Below are 18018 nucleotides of genomic sequence, written 5' to 3'. Positions count from 1 at the left end.
GCTGCGGGTTCGAGGCTTGATCCACCCGACTTCGGCCGTTTGCGCGACGACAGACACCGCTCGGGGCGAAAAACGCTTGCCCAGCGAGCAAAATCAGGCGATCTTGAAGTCAAGCGGCAGGCCACTTGGGGAATGTCGGTTCGATTGTGTGGAGCAGATACGCCAACCGGCTGGAGGATGAAATCGAGGCAGAGAACACGTTTTTTCTGTCCCAGCAGGCGCTTGGCGCCTCGCTGGCGCAGCCGGATGCCCCAGGTGCGGCCGCTGTTAACTCCCGCTTCGCGGAGGCAGCCCGATGACACCGGCAGATTGGCAGCTACAAAACATATGGCTCGGAATGGGCATAACCTTGGCGGTATTCGCGATGTATTACGCGGTCGCCCTGATCAACAATAAAAAGACTGAAAACGCGACAGACCTGTATTTGGCCGGGCGCTCGGTTGGGCCGGTCGTCAACTCACTGGCGGCCTCGTCCACCTGGATGAGCGTTGCAACTTTTCTGGGCGTTGTCGCGCTGATCCAGCAATTGCACTTGCCCTTCGTCTACATGTGGATCCAGCTGATCCTCAGTGTGCCGCTGCTGGTTATGCTCTACGGGGCTTCGCTGTACCGAATGGAAGTCTTTACTTCGGTGCATTTCGTGCAGCTGCGTTATGGCCGAAATACCGCTTTCCTTGCGGCAGGCTGGATGCTGCTGATCATGCTGATGTACATGATCGGGCAGTTCATCGGCATTGCTAAGGTGTTCGAGGTCCTGCTGGGGCTTCCCTACACGCCCTCACTGATCCTTTCTGCACTGGTCATCACCGGCTATATCACTATCGGCGGCATGAAGGGGGCCACCTACAATGACGCGATCCAGATGGTGATCATGATGGTTGCCCTGCTGGTGCCGCTGGCGGCGATCCTCAAGGCGATGGGCATTTCCGGCTACTGGTTTCCGCCGCTGGGTTACGGTGACATGACCGATGTGCTACTGGACCGCATCCCGACCTTCTTCGACCTGAAGTACGAGCCGCGGTTCTACCTTTCCTTGTTTGTCGCGCTCACCATTGGCACGCTGGGCCTGCCGCAGCTTGCGCAGCGGGTTCTGACATCGGAAAGCATCAAATCCGCACGTATCGTGGTGCCGTGGTTCTGCCTGTGGGTCGGGCTGATGTTCCTTGGCACCTATGCCATGGGATTTGCGGGCGTGTTCCATTTTGCTTCGATCGGGCAGGAACTGACACCTGAGGCAGCCGACAAGACCACGCTTCTGCTCAATCTCGCTTATAATCCCGACTGGGTTTCGGCCTTTGTGATTGCCGGAGTGCTGGCGGCAGGGGTTTCCACCATTGCCGGCCTTATGATCGGTGTTGCAACGGTTGTCGGTCATGACATTGTCGGTGTACTGAAACCTCATCTGCCGGAGAAGAAGCAGCTTCGCTATGGCTATTTTGCGCTGGCCGGAACCGGCGTCGTTTCTCTGCTGGTTTCTCTGAACCCGCCGGTTTTCCTGATCACGTCGATCTTTTGGGCCTTCGGCCTTTGCGCAACTGCCATTACTCCGATGGTCGTGCTGGGCGTTTGGTCCACACGTATCAACGTTTGGGGGGCTTTCACCGGCAGCTTGGTGTCCGGGGTAGTCTATATCCTGCTGTCGCCATATGTCCTCCCCCAGATGTCTGTTGGGGCCGGGCTGGTTGCCAAACTGGGCTTCTCCACCTCGCTGATATCGGTGCCTACCGGGTTCATAGTAACCATCCTGGTATCCCTCGCAGCCGAGACGCTCAACGGTGATGCTGCAAATCAGGAGCGCGGCCGCGCACAGGAACTTGTCGAGAAGATGCACGGCTGGGCGGATGTGACCCGAGCCCGCTATGACGGCAGCCAGTGGCTGCTGGTCCTTGCGGCCCTTTGGCTGCCCATCCTGCTGTGGGGGCTGGCGCCATGGTAAGGGCACTTAATATCCTGCCGCGGCACATCCCCGTTGTATTGGGAATGCCGGTTGCGGGGCTCCTTTGGAGCCTCGCTACCCTGGCGGCGCACCCGCAGGATCTTTCGGGGGCGGGGATCTCTCAGCCGGAAGCTTTGCTTCTGGTCTCCCTAGGCGGTCTGGCCCAGACACTTGCCCTCTGGCTGGGGTTCGCCGCTGTGCTCTGGGCGATGATACGGGGCACCGGCCGCCGCCTGTCCCTGATCGGACTTGTTTCTGCGGTCTCTGGCGCAGCGCTGCCTTTGTGGATCGCGGCACCGGCAGCCGCCTTGTGGGCTGGAGCCGGATCAGAAAACGCCACGGCGCTGGCCGCCGCTGCGCTGGCTGGTGCGGTGATGTTCCATTTTTCCCTGGGGCGGAGCCTGTCGGAAGATCTGCACTGGTCCGCTCACCATGCAACCGCGGTGGCAACTGCCGCCTCACTCTTTCTAACAAGCGTCGCCTATCTGGCCGCCTGAACCCAAGTCTCGCAGATGGAGAGTAAAATGACTATCAAAGCCTTTGTATTTGACGCCTATGGCACCCTCTATGACGTCCAGTCCGTCGCGCAGGTGACCGAGGAGGAGTTTCCTGGGCACGGCGAATTGATCACGCAAGTCTGGCGCCTCAAGCAGCTAGAGTACACCTGGCTTCGCTCCCTCATGAACAGTTATCGAAGCTTTTGGGAGATAACGGAGGAGTCGCTGAAGTACACCCTGAACAGCATCGGACTGCATAGCGATGCCGACACACGCAAGCGGATCATGGAGAAATACCTGCATTTGGAGCCCCATGCGGATTGCATTTCGGCCTTGGACACACTGCGCGGGGTGCCCTTGGCGATCCTGTCCAACGGAAATCAGGAAATCCTCGATGCGCTGGTCCGCAATACGGGGCTGGGGGACAAGCTGAATGCCGTCATTAGCATCGACAAAGCACAGGTTTTTAAACCTCATGCCGCTGCATATGAACTGGTGGAGCAGACGATGAACTTGAAGCCGGAAGACATTATGTTTGTTTCTTCCAATGCCTTCGATGCTTGCGCGGCCAAGAATTTCGGGTTCCAGGTCGCTTGGATCGAACGGGTCACACCCGAAGCTCTTGCGGTGGAAATTGAGGCAGCCGAAACGGCGGGACCGTCAACAATGTTCAAACTACTCAGAATGCAAATGGAGACCTTTGGGTTGGAACCGGATCACAGGTTGAAATCCCTGAACGATCTGGCCCGGCTGGTAAGATGACGCCGGCTTCTGGCTTTTGGGAGATCGCATGCAGCAGGCGGGTGGTTCGCAGGGCTGCACGGGTCGCGGTAATCGTCGGGCTTGTGCTGGCGGTGATCAACCATGGCGACAGTCTTGTTCATGCTGATGCCGATCTTGCGACGGTGATGAAGATCGTCCTGACCTTTTTTGTGCCCTATTCGGTTTCCACCTACTCTTCGGTTCTCGCAATTCGCGAATTCGGTGCAAGTCCTGGGACCGGAAGTCACGACACCGCGTAGGGCAGCAGGTTGCGCCGGGTGTCAGAATTGGCCTCTAAATGCGGTTGGAGCGATTTCCGGCGCTGGCAGACTTGCTGCTGTACACATCATGCGTCCCGTAGTTAGATGCGGGGCGCATTTGGCATATAACATTGGAGCAGGTTTTCTGAAATGGGGCGGCAGCGGGAATTTGATATCGACAGCGCACTTGATAGGGCAATGGAAGTGTTCTGGCGGCACGGTTATTCCGGCGCCCCGATTCAGGATGTTTGTGCAGCCATGCAGCTGAAGCCAGGCAGCGTCTACGCTACCTTTGGCAGCAAGCATGAACTGTTCCTGTCAGTGGTCGAAAGATATCTCGACAAGGTGAACCGGCCCGGCCTCGAGTTACTGGAAGGGAACCCCTGCGGATTGGGCGGAGTACGGGACTACTTGGATTATGTCGCCGAGGGGATCGTCACGGGCAAAAGGCGTTGGGGGTGTTTGGGAACTAACGCTTTTGTGGAGCTTAGTGAAAACGATGCCAAAGTGACGGGGGTCATGGCAGAGCATCTAGCCCGGCTCGAGGCAGCGTTTCGGAATGCCATGGAACGTGATGGGATCCCCGACAGCCATGATAAGGCGAAGTTCCTGCTGTGCGCAGCACAGGGCTTGAATGTCGTCGCCAAAGCAAGGCCTGACCGGGAAACGCTGGACAGGATTATCGCGATCACATTGACCGCAGTTCAAGCTCCATCAGCGGAATAGCCAAACCTTCGCAACTGTAAAGCGTGCTATCGAAGCGCAGTGGAACACCTCCGCTAGTTCAGCCCGATCAGGTGCAAGGCGGTGTGTTTAACCTGCTGCAAAGACGAAGCATCATATGCTCCCCGGGCAAGAACGCGGTACCCTACGGTCATAGCGACTAGCCCCTTTGCAGCGCTCTCGGTGTCCAATTTAGCAGAAATATGCCCGGTGGCCTTACCTGCATCGACCCTTCCGGCAAAAAAGGCCTCAAGCTTTCTGAGCGCCTTGGTTACGATATTCTGGATGTCCTTCTCGTGGTTCGGAAACTCCAGCGCGGTGTTGATAACCAAGTTTCCCTTCTTTTCCTGGTTAGAGACGCTCTGTGTAAGCACTTCATCGAATAGGGTGGTGATGGCGGCCACTGGGTCATCCATGGCTTCTAGCCGCGCCAGAGTTAGGGCCTGATTTTGCTCGACAAACCGGGTCAGTACGGCCTGAAACAAACTGTGCTTGCTGCCGAATGTGGCGTAGAGGCTGCCACGGTTTATCCCCATGCCCTTCACCAGATCGGCTACTGAAGTCGCCTCGAACCCCTTGATCGAGAATACCTTCGCCGCACTGTCCAGCGCTTCGCCGATATCAAAATTCTTCTCCCAAGGCATGCTAAACTTGGTCCCCCTGACTGACAGGCCGGCTCCGGCGGCGCGGTTAAATCATTTGGGCTTCCGACAATCCCAGCAGCACTTATCGGCGGCTTCTTAGCGTCTTGCAAGGGTATTGACCAATCGTTCCATAAAAATATATAGAGTTGAACGATCATTCCAGACCCGGCGCGCGGGTTTTTGCAACAGTTGGTAAAGGCCTCCAAATGGAACAAATCCTGAAAGAACTTACACTGATTGCCAGCGTTGCTGCTGTGACGTTGGTTGCCTATCTTGCGATCAGGAAATCCCAAGAACCCGGGGCAGGTAGCTTCAACCGCTTGCTGACCGGGCTCCTTGGCGCATTCCTTTTGCTCGGCGGCACCGCCAAGTTTTTCATGCCCTTTACTCACATGTTCGAGCAGCAGATTGCGCTGAGCAACCTTCCGTTTCCTAGGCTGGCAGCCGTTGCCGGTCAGGGCGGGGAAATCGCTGCGGGACTTATGCTGGTTGGATTTTTCTCTGCCTGGCCCCGGCTACACGGCCGCATGAGTGAGCAGGTGTTTGTCCTCGCAAATTTCCTGACCGGGATAATCATGCTGGTTGCCGTCTACGTGCATCTCCATCCTTCGGTCCCGGCCGAGGTCCTGCCGTTCCAATCCAAACCGCCTGTCGTGACTGTCATCATCCTGGGCCTTACGGCCTTGAACGTTCGGCTGCGTCGTCAGTCTCTGCTGATCTAAAAATCTCCGACCCAGAAAGGTTTCCCATGCCCACTATGTCGCCTCAGCCCGCCCGGCGCCCTTTTATCCAGAAGATCGCAATCCTTCTTACTGTCATGTCCAGCGTTGCTGGCACGCTGACTGGTTTGATGACTTGGGCCAACACTGGCTTTTCCGGCAGCTTCTTCCCAAACTGGGGGATTTCCTTTGTCAAAGCTCTGTTCGTGCTGCTGCCCTTTGCCTTTTTGTTGATGGGTATCTTTGACAAGCTTTTGTCCCGGCTGCTGCCGAAGGTACGCCCTTTCGGGCGGCGTGTTCTGCTTGGCTTGATCATGGCCGTGATCATGCAATCGCTTATGGCGGTCATTACCGCCGGAACCGAAGCAGGCTTCGGTGACTTGGCAGTAGTAAAAGTTCTTTGGCTCAAAGCCTTTGTGACCGCCTTCCCTGTCGGACTTGTGCTGGCGCTTGTTCTGACCACCACTGTCCGGCCTTGGCTACTGGCTATGTTGCGCGCGTAATTCTCACGATTGAGTGATCGCTCAAATCGCATACTTGAGTGATCACTCAAGTTGACCATATAACCCTCACAACGCCCGGCAATGTTGCCGCGCAGCAAAAGTGAAGGAAACGTAAGATGGATCGTCTAAAGGACAGAGTTGCGGTGATTACAGGCGGCAACTCCGGCATCGGTCTTGCCACGGCACATGCTTTCATCAAGGAAGGGGCCAAGGTGGTAATCTTTGGCCGCGACCGGGACACCTTGGATTCCGCAGTGAACGAACTTGGTGGCAGTGCCATCGCGGTGCAGGGCGACGTAACGAATACTTCTGACCTGGACGCACTTTATGAAACAGCAAAAGAGGCGTTCGGCGGCGTAGATGTAATTTTCGCAAATGCCGGCATCGCGGAGTTCAGTTCGGTAGCTGAAATCTCCGATGATCATTTCGACAAGGTGTTCAATGTCAACGTCAAGGGTGCGATCAAAACCGTTCAGCGTGGGTCCGGCGTTTTGAATGACGGCGCGTCGATCATTCTGACAACTTCGGTCTCGAATGAAAAAGGGCTAGCAGGCATGTCTGTCTACGCCGCGACCAAGGCGGCTGTGCGGTCTCTTGCCCGCACGCTTTCCGCTGAGCTGGCCGAGCGGAGCATTCGCGTGAATGCCGTCAGCCCCGGCCCGGTCGCGACCCCGATCTATTCCCGCGCCGGGCTGTCGGAACAGGACATCGACGGCTTGGGCTCAAAGATGGCCGCACAAATCCCCCTCAAGCGATTTGGCGAGGCACGCGAGATCGCAGATGCGGTGGTGTTTCTAGCCTCTCAGGAATCCTCATACGTTGTCGGCACCGAACTAGTGATCGATGGCGGCTGGACGCAGCTGTAACCGCCCGGTTCCATCTAGCGCTCAAAGTTTACCTACTCCCCATCAACCCCTTCCAAACCTCAGGAGAACAACATGACTGACTTTACCCTCCACACCGAAGATACCGCCCCTGAAGACGCCAAGGCTCTCATTGCCAAGTCCAAGGGCGCCTACGGGTTTATCCCGGGCCTGCATGCAGTTATGGCCGAGGCGCCGGGCCTGCTGGAAGCCTATCAGGCGGTGCATGAGCTGTTCGTGAACTCCAGCTTGGATGCGGATGAGCTGACCGTCGTCTGGCAGGCCGTTAATGTCGAGAATGAATGCCATTACTGCGTGCCTGCACACACCGGCATCGCAAAAAGCATGAAGGTTGATGACGCAATCACCGACGCCCTGCGCAACGGTACACCGCTGCCCAACGCGCGACTCGAAGCGCTGCGGGCCTTTACGCTGCAAGTGGTGCGCCAGCGTGGCAATCTGAGCGAAGCTGAAATTCAGGCTTTCCTCGACGCGGGCTTCACCAAGCGCAACATCCTTGAGGTGATCCTTGGCTACAGCCAGAAGATCATGTCGAACTATACCAATCACTTGGCGGACACTCCGGTGGACAAGGTATTTGAAAAATTCGCATGGTCGCCTAACGGCATAGCTGCGTAAATGAATCTTGCCGGGGTGGCCTATCCGCGCCGCCCCGGCATGTGCAGAGGATCCCAGGCGGGGCTGCACATCATCCACCTCGATCTCCTCGGTGTTGGCAACAATGATTTGCGTTGCCGACTGAACGCCGGCAAGAGCATAAGGGGCCAATATGACCGACAAACCGCTTCGTATCGATATTGTTTCTGACGTGATGTGCCCGTGGTGCATCATCGGCTACCGCCAGCTGGCGCGGGCGCTGGAAGAGACTGGCACCCTGCACGAGATCCATTGGCACCCGTTCGAGCTGAACCCGGAGATGCCGCCCGAAGGGCAGAACCTGCGCGAGCATATCATCGAAAAATACGGCTCCACGCCTGAGCAGTCAGAGCGCAGCCGCGCGCAGATGACTGAGCTGGGCGCCGGGCTGGGTTTCGATTTTGCCTTTGCCGATGACATGCGGATGCACAACACGTTCGCCGCCCATCAGCTGCTCCATTGGGCCGGCGAACAGGGGCGCAGGCACGAATTGAAGATAGCCTTGTTTGCCGCGCATTTCACGCATCGCTGCAATCTTTCGGACCCGGAGGTTCTGGCCGATATTGCTGCGGAAACCGGGCTGGACCGGGCTGAAGCTGTTGTAGTCCTGACCGATGGCCGCTTTGCCGAAACCGTCCGCGAGCATGAAGGTTTCTGGCTGCGCCAGGGCGTGCGAGGGGTGCCTACCGTGGTTATTGACAGCGAGCACCTTCTCACTGGGGCGCAGGGGACCGAAAGTTACATCCGCATTTTCCAGCATCTGAGCAAAAACAAGTTTTGAACCATGGCACGCGCAGCACCTTATGATCGGGACAAAACGCTGGATGCAGCCATGTCGCTTTTCTGGGACAAGGGTTATCACGCGACGTCTCTCAAGGATCTCGAAGGCGCCCTGGAAATGAAGCCAGGCAGCATCTACGCGGCGTACAAAAGCAAGGAAAATCTGTACTTACTAGCAATGGAAAGGTATTTTGAGCGGTTCCGGGGCCAGTTTCGGGACCAGATTGCGCAAGCCCCGTCGCCGCTGCAAGGGCTGGCCGGTCACCTGCGCGGCTATGCCGGCCTCCTTCCGGACGACGCTAAGTGCCAAGCCTGCATGCTGCTTAAAACGTTTGTCGATACGCGCACGACCGAACCCGCAATTGCTGCGCAGTCGCAGGCCTACTTGGATGCAATGCGCCATGAAATAGCGTTGGCTTTCCAAGCTGCCGCCGCCCAAGGCCAAGTACCCGAAAACAGCGACTTCAATGCCCTCGCGCGTCAGTTCCAAGCTTATGTGAACGCTCTGCGATTGGAGCTTCACCAGGGAACGGCAGCCAAAGATCTGTCTGTTCTAACGGAGACCATGGCCCAGCAAATCGAGGCTTTAGGGCTTCTGGCGAGCTGATTTTTGTTCCAAGGCCGCGTTTGCCCGCGTGCAAACCTCCAGTCATCATTCAATTATTAGAATCGTGTTTTATGCTTCCCCGAAATTCCATATTTTCGATGTAGCAGAGAAAATTGTAAAGACCTGCGGAAAGTTTGGACTGTTTCCAGCAGCATAAGACACTCCGGGTCAGATCATGGTCCTCGACCTCGAGGACATGGAAATCGCTGCACACCAAGCTTCGCGGAAAGAGGCCGGCGCCAAGCCCGGCCCTCACAAGATCCAGCGCACGCTGATCCTGCGAAGTGCGGTAGGTCACCTTGGGGCGGATATTCTGCTTAGACAGGAGTTTTCCGAATGCCTTACGGTATTCGCAATGCCTGCGTGCGATGAAGGGCAGATCGTGCAGCACGGCTAGAAGAGCTGATTTTTGGCCGGCAAGCCGGTGATCATGGGCCGTAGCGATGACATAGTTCTCGGTAGCCAAATGCCTCGTTTCCCAAGATGAAGGCAGGTTTTCATCCCCGGTTACGGCCAGAAATATGAGGTCCTGTTTGCCGTTGGCCAGTTGGTCAATCAGAACTTGGCTGTTGTCTTCCCACACCTTGAGGCGAACGGAACCATTGTTTCGCCGGAACTGCTCCAATGTGGCAGCCAAGGAGGTAAGATCCATCGTGTCGCAGATGCCAATTGACAGAACCTCCCGTTCAGCGGTTTGTTTCAAGGCTGCACGGACAGTTTCGCATTCTCCGACGATGGTCTTCGCGCTGGCCAGCAGGCGGTGCCCTTCTGCCGTCAATGTGACCTGACGGGCAAGCCGGTTGAACAATTGTACCCCGAGATCATTCTCAAGTTTCCCAATGGCCGTGGACAGCGCGGGTTGGGAAACATGCGCACGGGCAGCCCCTTTCGAGAAGCTGCCCGTTTCGGCAACGGCGAGAAACTGTTCCAGCTGTCTCAGGTTCACGTCATACACATCATGAATATCAAAGATTAAAACTATAAATTTGATTAATAAATTTGATGCGGGTAGTCAAGAGAAGCGATCCCCTAGAGAAGCCACTCATGACACAGACAGCTCTTGTCGTTGGCGCCGGAGACAATCTCGGCTCCGGCATTGCTCGCAGATTTGCGCGAGGAGGACTTCATGTGGCGGTCTCTCGTCGGCGCGGAGACTTATCGCCTCTGATAGCTGAGATTGAAGCTGCGGGTGGCGAAGCCACTGGGTTTCATTCTGATGCACGAGACGAAAACGCGGTCAAACAGCTGGTCGCGGAGGCAGAGCAGATCGGCCCTATCGCGGCCTGTGTTTTCAACGTTGGCGGCAACGTCCGCTTTCCGATTTTCGAGACCACGACACGCGTGTATCGCAAGGTTTGGGAGATGTGCGCGCTGGCCGGGTTCCTGGTGGGCCGAGAGGTCGCGGGACGGATGAAAGAGCGTGGTCAGGGCACCATCCTGTTCACCGGCGCCTCGGCCTCGCTGCGAGGCAATGCCGGGTTCGCCGCCTTTTCCGGGGGCAAACATGCCCTGCGGGCGTTGGCCCAGAGCATGGCGCGCGAGCTTGGCCCGGAAGGGGTGCATGTGGCCCATGTCGTCATCGACGGGCTGATCGACAACCCGAACACCAAAGACCTGTTCCACGCGATGTTCGAGGCCCGTGGTGAAGACGGCATCCTGAAGCCAGACGATATCGCCGAAGCCTATTGGCAACTGCACGCCCAACCCCGGACCGCCTGGAGTTTCGAGATGGACCTGAGGCCCTTCAAGGAACCCTGGTGAGCCCCGCCACAAGGAAAGACCCATGAAAAAATCATTCGATTTCTATTTCGACTTCGCGTCGCCCTATGGCTATCTGGCCAGCCGCAAGGTGGGGGCGCTCGCCGCAGCCACCGGGCGTGACGTGAACTGGCGGCCCTTCCTTATCGGGGCGGTCTACAAGGCCCACGGCGGGGCTCTATTGGCTCATCCCCTGAAGAGTGACTACGTTTTCAAGGATATGTTCAGACGCGCCAAAATAGAAGGTGTGGAGGGCATGCAGCGCCCTGCAAATTTCCCGGCCAGTTCGGTGCCGCCCTCACGTCTGGCCTATTGGATCGAACGCCAGGACCCTGACAAGATGGGGGCCTTTGTCAAAGCAGCCTACAAGGCCATCTGGATTGATGGATGCGATACCGCCGATCCGAATGCTGCGTTGGATGCTGCCGAAAGCCTCGGCTTCGACCGGGACGATGCGCTGGCAGGTGCAGGAGATCAGGCGGTCAAGGACCGCCTGCGCGAGGTGACCGAAACAGCACTGGAACGTGGGGTCTTCGGCTCTCCCTTCATTTTGATCGACGATGAACCCTTCTGGGGTGGCGACCGTTTCGCGGATATTGAGGCGCTCTATGGCTGATACCATGACCGCCAACAGGCCGGGCAGGCTGCACTACGCCTGGATCGTTGCAATCGCCGGCGGTGTGGCCACTTTCTGCGGCTTGGGGCTGGCGCGTTTTGCGTTCGGAATGCTGCTGCCGTCGATGTCGGCATCGCTGGGCTTGGACTATGGCCAAAGCGGCGTGCTGGGCTTTGCCTATCTGATTGGCTATCTGGTGGCCGTTGCCCTGATGCCCGTCGTTTTGCGCCGGTTTGGAAACCGCATCACAACCAGCGCCAGCCTGATTCTCATCGCAGCCACCATGCTGGGGATCGCGCTTGGGCAGGACTTCCTGCTTCTGTGGCTGTTCTATGCTTTGACCGGTGTCGGCAGCGGCGGCGTGGTCGTGCCGGTGATGAGCCTGGCCTCGCATTGGTTCCACCCCTCTCACCGAGGCCTTGCGGCGGGTATCCTGATGTCTGGCCCCGGATTGGGCGTGATCATCTCCGGGTTTGTCGTGCCGAAACTCACCCCCATGATCGGGTTCGAGACATGGCAATTGGGCTGGCTGTTGTTCGCGGCCATATCGGCGGGCGTCGCTGTTCTGGCCTTTGCCCTGTTGCGTGACCGCCCCGGAGACATTGGTGCCGATCCCTTTGGACGCTCCTCGGCAAGCGCGTCGGCAGTCCAGATTGAAATGAGCCGCAGGACCAAACTTCGGATGCTGATCCACATGGGTCTGATCTTCGCCCTCTACGGTGCGACCTACATGGCCTATGTCACCTTCATCGTCACCAGCATGGTCGATACCTATGGCATGTCGCCCGAGGATGCCGGGCGTCTTTGGGCGGGGTTCGGCTTCCTCAGCCTGTTTTCGGGCATCCTGTTCGGATCAATCTCCGACCGTTTGGGCCGTCGTGTCGGGATGGCACTGGCCTTTGGGATTCTGGCAACCGCCTATCTTCTGGTCGGCTTCGGCGCGTGGATGCCCGGCCTTTACCTGTCGATCCTGTTGTTCGGCCTGGCCGCCTGGAGCATTCCGGTGATCATGTCCGCCTCTGCAGGGGACTATTTTGGCCCGGCAGGAGCCGCGAACGCCCTTGCCGCCCTGGTGTTCCTGTTCTCGGCCGGTCAGGCCGCCGGGCCGCTGCTTGCGGGCTACCTGGCCGACCTTACTGGGGATTTCACCCTCGGCTATGCCGCGGCGGGCCTCATCGCCCTCTTGGCCATTCTCCTGATCCGGGCGTTGCGGCCACCGCCGGTGTCCGGGTGACCCGACCTACCGACATTCAACACGAAAGAGACCACGCCATGCCCCTCAAAGCCATCGCCTTCGACGCCTACGGAACCTTGTTCGACGTCTATTCCATCGGTGACCTGGCCGAAGATCTGTTCCCCGGAAAAGGTGCCCAGCTCGCCACCATCTGGCGCGACAAGCAGATCGAATACACGCGCCTGCGCAACATGTGCGACAAGTACGCGGACTTCTGGCAGGTGACGGGCGATGCTCTGGACTATGCCTGCGAGGCCTTGGGGCAGGACCTGACCCCGGACGCGCGCGACCGCCTGATGGGGCAATATGCCGAACTTTCGGCCTTTTCGGAGAACGGCGAACAGCTCCAACGCCTCAAGGAAGCTGGCATAGCCCTGTCAATCCTGTCCAACGGAACGCCCTGGATGCTGGATCAGGCTGTGAAGGCCTCGGGCCTTGATGGGTATTTCGACCGTGTGCTCAGCGTCGACACGGTCAAACGCTTCAAGACCGCGCCGGAAGCCTACCAGATGGGGCCAGATACCTTCGACTGCGACGCCGGAGAGATCCTGTTTGTCTCTTCCAACTGCTGGGACATCTGCGGCGCCACCTGGTTCGGATACCGGACTATTTGGCTCAACCGATACGGCCTCCCACTGGAGCGTCTCGGTGTCGAGCCTCATCGCATCGGCGCGTCCCTGCAGGACGTGGCGGATTACGCCCTTGAACTCAACATCTGATAACTCAAACCAAGGAGAACCCCATGCCCGTCATCCGCGTCGAAGTGCCCGAAGGCACCGACTATGACACCAAAACCCGTATCCGCGAAGGGGTGAAGCAAGCCGTGCTCGACACGTTGGCCCCCAAGGAGATCAAATATGACTACGTCGCCGTGCGTGAGGCATTCGGCATTCTGGGAGATGGCCTGCCGTTGGTCACCGTCGACCTGCGCCCTGGTCGGGATGCTGGTCGCAAGAAAGCTTTGACCGATGCCATCGCCGCCATTTTGCAGCAAGAGCTGAATTCCGATCCGGTCGATCTCTACGTCCTCTTTCGGGAAAACCCTGCCGAGAACCACTACACCGGGGGAATTCCATTGCCGGATTGGGTGCCGGCGGATCAGTAAACAATTTCACCGGAAGCGGATGAAGTGGATGGCTCCTGCTCCACCGGCGTCGCAATGCGCCATAATGCAGGTGTCAAAATCTGCTTTTGAGAGGAGCCACCCAATGCAAGTAAAAACCATAGGACTGGATCTGGCCAAGGATGTTTTCCAGGTTCATGGAGTTTCTGTGACAAGCGACAAAGTCTTCAACAAGGAGATCAAACGCGCGAAACTGTTAGAGTTCTTTGAGAGCCTGCCGCCTTGCATGGTCGGCATGGAGGCCTGCAGCTCTGCCCATCATTGGGGCCGTGAACTTCGCAAGCTTGGCCATGATGTCCGGCTCATGCCTGCAATCTACGTCAAACCCTATGTAAAGCGCGGAAAGACCGACGCAGTGGATGCAGAGGCAATCTGCGAAGCGGTTGGCCGCCCGACGATGAGATTTGTTGAGATCAAGAGCGAATGCCAGCAAGCTCTTTTAACCGCCCACCGCACGCGCGAACTCATCGTCCGCCAGAGAACCCAGGTCTCAAACATGATACGGGGGATGCTGCGTGAGTTTGGCTATGTTCTCCCAACCGGGGTTGAGGCTATGGTCCGCTTTTCCAAAAGCCACCTGGAAGGTGATCAACCTAAATTTCCCGAACTGGCGAACGGGGGTCTCGGCATCTTGTGTTATCAACTCCTTGGGCTCAGCGCCCGAATTGAAGGCTTTTCGAAGTTGATCGAGTGCCATGCTCGGCGAGATGACAACGCACGCCGACTGATGTAGGTGCCTGCGGGCGGCATGAATGGCCGCTGTCGCCGCCGCAAAGCAGCGTCCCAAACCAATCACTTGCAGCGATTTTCGTGCTGCGAGCGCACGCAGAATAAAATCAAAATGGCCGAGTCGGGCTCGGACCGGCCATTCGCCGCCAATTGAGCGAATGGCCGATCCGTTGTAGGGATCTATTCCCCCCCATCGCCCTCATCATCCCGCTTCGACAGCCGCTCCTGTCGCTGCACCTTTGCCAGGATCCCATCCGTCATATTCGGGTCCAGCGCCGCGTAAATGTCGAGCATGTGAGCCGCGTGCTGCATGCTCCAACCCATGTGGGCGGCCAGCTCGGCGATCGAGCAGCCAGCCCGGACCAGCCGCGTGACCGCATTGCCGCGCGCATCATAGAAGCGCAACTCCTTGCGGATCCCAAGCTTGTCGCGCCACTTGGAGACCTCGCGGCCGATGAGGTTTGCGAGATTGAGCGGCGCGCCCCGTGCGCCTACGATGACATGATCCTGTCCCTCAGGCAGATCATCAAGCAAAGCCTGCAGCCTCTCGGTTACCGGGACCGTCGCGTACTTCGTGCGACCGCTTTTTTCAGTCAGGATCAACGCACGAGCCCCCTTCTTCCGTGTGTAGGTGATGTCCGACTTCTTGAAATTCTTTAGGTCCCCCGGGCGGAAACCGGTCTCAACAGCGGCGATAAGCATCCGGCCGACATACGCGGGCGAATTCTCGACGAAGTGGTCGATCTCCTCTTGGGTCCAGATGATATGGGCATGGCTTTTCCGCTTATGCTTCTTCACCCGGAGCAAGTGATGATTGTGCAGGAGCCCGCGATCATAGGCGAACGAAATAACCCGTTGCAGCGTCGCCATCATGTTGTTTCCGACCCCGTCGGAGTGGCGATCCCGCCAGCGCAGGACCGCATTCCGGATCCGGGCGTTCTCGAAGGCCATGATCGGCGCGGCGCCGAATTCCTCCTCGATCCCGCCCGGCCGCGCCAAGTTGTGCAAATGGTCCCTCCGGGTCCTCGCCGCCAGCCTCGCAAAGTCGGAGGAATTCGTGAACTCGTTGATAATTTCCTGAAAGGAGCCACGCACATCGCGCTTGGCCTGGCAGGCTTTCTGCCAGGCTTCGACATACTCGATACCATCGCGCCGACACACGCTATCATGGCTCCAGAATAGCGGGCCACCACGCCAGGCGTAGTGGTATTCCGCATGGGTGCCGTCCGCGAGCGTCTTGCGCACGCGGTGAACGCCCTTGCAGGGGCTATGACGCGAGGGGCTCTTGCGCTTAGGACCGGGCATCGAACCATTCCTCCACGTCGGAATGCTGGGCGGCATGCGTGGCCGCTCCCGGACGCGTCCAGACATGGAGGACCTCCCCATCAAGGGTGGTCTCAATGCTGAAGCTATAGACGGTCAGGCCGGCGGTGTGCGCGTTGCGCAAAGCCCGCGAAATCTGAGCATCGGTCATGCGACGCCGCTTGGCGGATTTCGCGGTCGGTTTCAGAGCCCGCGGCGCAGGCTGGAGGTGGTGAAGGGTGCTCATGGGCGACTCCTGATTTTCGCAAGGAAAACCCGGCAGGCCGCGGTTTAAGCTGTCAGGGGGGAGAGATAGGGCCCGGGCTGATCAGCTCGGCCACGACCCGCCAGGACGGCGGGCAGCGGCCGCGCGTATCAAGACGCCGGAGCAGGGTTCTTCACAGCATGCGCGGAAGTAGCGGTTCATGATATTGCCCCTTGTATTCCACTGGCAGAACCAGCGGATGCGGTTGGATTGGACCGTCTTGCGACGAATGTTCAATCAAATGCCGCGAGGGCATGACTGAAATAGCGGCGGCAGGTCCGGCATTCAAGTCCATCACCTCAATATTTTGCGAATATGGGTTGCATGCGGTTCTTTTTTCGGAGCCGCATACTGAATTCAAGCAGTCGCCAATTGAACTGAGCACCGGCCTTGATGATGTGACCACCCACCTTGGCACGGTGATGCCGTCTGGGAAGCGGTCTCATCATTAAAGTCGATCTCGCTCGGTATCCGGGCAACTGCATGACGTTTTTGGCGGAACTTAGATCCGGAATTTCAGCACCATGCTGAGCGCCAGGCGACCGCCTTTGGGGTTGCGCCGCCGACCTGCCACGCGCTCGAGGATCGGGCGAAAACGCTCGAAATTCACCGTCGAATTCAGCGTTTCCAGCGGAGCGCCGCCCGCGGAAATCTCAGCAAGTCGATCGTCAATGATCTAGAACCCTGCTTGCTTCGCCATGGCCGCCTCCCCGCTGCGCAGGTAGTGAATCACGTAACACGCCGGTCCGCCAAAGGTTTTCGGAGGTGCCCAATTTACTTCGGAGGAGGAAATTCATGGCTCTGCCCGGACGAACGCAGCTGTAACAACCAGTCATCCATTTCCACGTTTCCACCCGGAGATCTGCGCGCCCAATACTCATGAGCCCGCCTGAAATCGAGTATCTGGATAGCGAAGCCCAGATCGCGCATTGCCTTGTACGCCGCATTGGCCTTGTAGGGCACGTAGTTGCTTTGAGGATTGCAGAAGACCCAGCCAGAGCCGCCGCCCTTGGCGATATGTCGCGCTTCGTTCAGTAATGTTATGTGAGCATCAGATAGTCCGAACTCCACGATCACCCCTTCCTCGGACTGCATCTTCGGAAACCGCCAGACCCTTTCGATCAGATCGAATTGCTCCCAACGAGCGAGGCGGCATTCCTGTGGCGCCCTCAACGTGAGTAGATTGAAACGGATTAGCCTCAATAGACTCGGACGACGGAGGCTTGTTTCCAGCGTTTCAAGAAGACCGGGTAATTGCTCAAGCACGCGCTTGCTTCGCTCGTCCCCCTCGGCGGTCGAACGTTTTGGAGCAGCAAGAACGCGTGTCTCCGGGCGATCCGCCGGGTTGTCCGGCCGAAACCCATCCCGGACCGCCTCGTCGAGGATGTCGATTAGCCGGGTTCGGGCCGCCTTTGCCACGTTCGGGTTCTCTTGGCGAAGCTGTTCCAGCACAACACGGATCTCCTCTGGCGAGAGTTCCACAACCGGACGCCGTCCAATCCGCGGATGGATATGGTTGCGCATCAGGCCATATTCCTCGCGGGCGGCTTTCAGACCACGGCTCTCCGCTGTTCGGCGGCGGTAGCGGTTCAGCACGAAGCGGGCCAAGGTCTGCGGCTGGGAGCTCTGGCCGCTGGGATTTGCCGCAGGAGCCGCCAGCGGATGCTTCCCACTGCGGACCAGAAGTCGATTTTTCGCAGCCATGCGCCGTGCGGATGCAGGCGTGATCTTGAAGGCCGAGCCGAGCCCGAGATCGCGCCGACGCCCATCAATGGTGAGTCGCTGAACCCAGCGTTTCGCACCCCGGCCGCTCACCACCAAAATTAGCCCGTCCTGATCGTAATATTTGCCCGGAGTGACAACGTTCCGAACGAACCTGAGCGTCAGTTTGGGTTGTGGTGGGGCGTCGGTCAAAGCGCGGGTCTCGCATTTTGGTACCGTGTATCGTAGGTTCGAATCCTACCACCCCAGCCAATCCTTCTCATTGAAATCATTGGACTTCTCTGAGCCTCTCCGGGACTGCAGCATGCCCTGGAACTG

General features: G+C 58.1%; 22 protein-coding genes. 17 read left to right on the top strand and 5 right to left on the bottom strand.

What is annotated here, in order from left to right:
* The first annotated feature begins 295 nt into the window (after positions 1-295).
* The 5 genes from AB9K35_RS16435 to AB9K35_RS16415 all read left to right on the top strand — a co-directional run bounded on the left by AB9K35_RS16435 (position 296) and on the right by AB9K35_RS16415 (position 4181).
* Positions 296-1936, top strand: coding sequence for a sodium:solute symporter (locus AB9K35_RS16435; RefSeq protein ID WP_369927726.1), 1641 nt, complete (start codon positions 296-298; stop codon positions 1934-1936).
* Positions 1930-2433, top strand: a complete 504-nt coding sequence (locus tag AB9K35_RS16430) for a hypothetical protein (protein ID WP_369927724.1) — start codon at positions 1930-1932, stop codon at positions 2431-2433. Before AB9K35_RS16435 ends, AB9K35_RS16430 begins: the two co-directional genes overlap by 7 nt.
* Before the next feature lie 27 nt (positions 2434-2460).
* The gene (locus AB9K35_RS16425) at positions 2461-3195 is read left to right on the top strand and encodes a haloacid dehalogenase type II (protein WP_369927722.1); all 735 of its coding nucleotides are present in this window, start codon (positions 2461-2463) and stop codon (positions 3193-3195) included.
* Between the two features lie 41 nt (positions 3196-3236).
* Entirely contained in the window at positions 3237-3455 is a 219-nt protein-coding gene (gene nrtS / locus AB9K35_RS16420) for a nitrate/nitrite transporter NrtS (protein WP_369927720.1), read from the top strand.
* 150 nt (positions 3456-3605) lie between these two features.
* Positions 3606-4181, top strand: a complete 576-nt coding sequence (locus AB9K35_RS16415; RefSeq protein ID WP_369927719.1) for a TetR/AcrR family transcriptional regulator — start codon at positions 3606-3608, stop codon at positions 4179-4181.
* Between the two features lie 53 nt (positions 4182-4234).
* Here AB9K35_RS16415 and AB9K35_RS16410 read toward each other — a convergent pair whose 3' ends face one another.
* A complete protein-coding gene (locus AB9K35_RS16410; RefSeq protein WP_369927717.1) occupies positions 4235-4822 on the bottom strand; it encodes a TetR/AcrR family transcriptional regulator in 588 nt (195 codons plus the stop codon).
* Between the two features lie 206 nt (positions 4823-5028).
* Here AB9K35_RS16410 and AB9K35_RS16405 point away from each other — a divergent pair, with 206 nt between their 5' ends.
* From AB9K35_RS16405 to AB9K35_RS16380, 6 genes are all read left to right on the top strand, one after another.
* A complete protein-coding gene (locus AB9K35_RS16405) occupies positions 5029-5544 on the top strand; it encodes a hypothetical protein (RefSeq protein WP_369927715.1) in 516 nt (171 codons plus the stop codon).
* A 26-nt stretch (positions 5545-5570) separates the two neighbouring features.
* Entirely contained in the window at positions 5571-6044 is a 474-nt protein-coding gene (locus AB9K35_RS16400) for a DUF2798 domain-containing protein (protein ID WP_369927713.1), read from the top strand.
* 116 nt (positions 6045-6160) lie between these two features.
* A complete protein-coding gene (locus AB9K35_RS16395; protein ID WP_369927711.1) occupies positions 6161-6910 on the top strand; it encodes a glucose 1-dehydrogenase in 750 nt (249 codons plus the stop codon).
* A 72-nt stretch (positions 6911-6982) separates the two neighbouring features.
* Positions 6983-7546 (top strand): carboxymuconolactone decarboxylase family protein, encoded by a 564-nt coding sequence (locus AB9K35_RS16390; RefSeq protein WP_369927709.1) that lies wholly within the window; start codon positions 6983-6985, stop codon positions 7544-7546.
* Between the two features lie 151 nt (positions 7547-7697).
* The gene (locus AB9K35_RS16385; RefSeq protein ID WP_369927707.1) at positions 7698-8345 is read left to right on the top strand and encodes a DsbA family oxidoreductase; all 648 of its coding nucleotides are present in this window, start codon (positions 7698-7700) and stop codon (positions 8343-8345) included.
* A gap of 3 nt (positions 8346-8348) precedes the next feature.
* Complete coding sequence (locus AB9K35_RS16380; RefSeq protein ID WP_369927705.1) at positions 8349-8951, top strand: TetR/AcrR family transcriptional regulator; 603 nt, start codon at positions 8349-8351, stop codon at positions 8949-8951.
* Positions 8952-9000: 49 nt separating this feature from the next.
* On the opposite strand, the gene AB9K35_RS16375 is transcribed toward AB9K35_RS16380, so the two are convergent.
* Complete coding sequence (locus tag AB9K35_RS16375; protein WP_369927704.1) at positions 9001-9897, bottom strand: LysR family transcriptional regulator; 897 nt, start codon at positions 9895-9897, stop codon at positions 9001-9003.
* A 98-nt stretch (positions 9898-9995) separates the two neighbouring features.
* Here AB9K35_RS16375 and AB9K35_RS16370 point away from each other — a divergent pair, with 98 nt between their 5' ends.
* From AB9K35_RS16370 to AB9K35_RS16345, 6 genes are all read left to right on the top strand, one after another.
* Positions 9996-10712 carry an SDR family NAD(P)-dependent oxidoreductase gene (locus AB9K35_RS16370; RefSeq protein WP_369927702.1) on the top strand — a complete coding sequence of 239 codons (717 nt, stop codon included), beginning with the start codon at positions 9996-9998 and terminating at the stop codon, positions 10710-10712.
* Between the two features lie 22 nt (positions 10713-10734).
* Positions 10735-11325 (top strand): 2-hydroxychromene-2-carboxylate isomerase, encoded by a 591-nt coding sequence (locus AB9K35_RS16365; protein WP_369927700.1) that lies wholly within the window; start codon positions 10735-10737, stop codon positions 11323-11325.
* On the top strand, positions 11318-12559 hold the full coding sequence (locus AB9K35_RS16360) for an MFS transporter (protein WP_369927698.1): 1242 nt from the start codon (positions 11318-11320) through the stop codon (positions 12557-12559). Before AB9K35_RS16365 ends, AB9K35_RS16360 begins: the two co-directional genes overlap by 8 nt.
* Positions 12560-12597: 38 nt before the next feature.
* Entirely contained in the window at positions 12598-13278 is a 681-nt protein-coding gene (locus tag AB9K35_RS16355; protein ID WP_369927696.1) for a haloacid dehalogenase type II, read from the top strand.
* Between the two features lie 23 nt (positions 13279-13301).
* Positions 13302-13664, top strand: a complete 363-nt coding sequence (locus AB9K35_RS16350) for a 4-oxalocrotonate tautomerase family protein (RefSeq protein WP_369927694.1) — start codon at positions 13302-13304, stop codon at positions 13662-13664.
* A 103-nt stretch (positions 13665-13767) separates the two neighbouring features.
* Entirely contained in the window at positions 13768-14415 is a 648-nt protein-coding gene (locus tag AB9K35_RS16345; RefSeq protein ID WP_369927692.1) for an IS110 family transposase, read from the top strand.
* A gap of 176 nt (positions 14416-14591) precedes the next feature.
* Here the strand turns inward: AB9K35_RS16345 and AB9K35_RS16340 are convergent, their stop codons facing one another.
* From AB9K35_RS16340 to AB9K35_RS16330, 3 genes are all read right to left on the bottom strand, one after another.
* On the bottom strand, positions 14592-15656 hold the full coding sequence (locus AB9K35_RS16340) for a tyrosine-type recombinase/integrase (protein ID WP_369927690.1): 1065 nt from the start codon (positions 15654-15656) through the stop codon (positions 14592-14594).
* Between the two features lie 46 nt (positions 15657-15702).
* The gene (locus AB9K35_RS16335) at positions 15703-15960 is read right to left on the bottom strand and encodes a hypothetical protein (RefSeq protein ID WP_369927689.1); all 258 of its coding nucleotides are present in this window, start codon (positions 15958-15960) and stop codon (positions 15703-15705) included.
* Positions 15961-16752: 792 nt separating this feature from the next.
* Positions 16753-17892, bottom strand: coding sequence for a tyrosine-type recombinase/integrase (locus AB9K35_RS16330; RefSeq protein ID WP_369927687.1), 1140 nt, complete (start codon positions 17890-17892; stop codon positions 16753-16755).
* Between the last annotated feature and the right edge of the window lie 126 nt (positions 17893-18018).

Origin of the sequence: Leisingera sp. XS_AS12, assembly GCF_041224635.1 — a bacterium.
GTDB lineage: Bacteria > Pseudomonadota > Alphaproteobacteria > Rhodobacterales > Rhodobacteraceae > Leisingera.
This window is presented reverse-complemented; position numbering and strand designations above follow the sequence as displayed.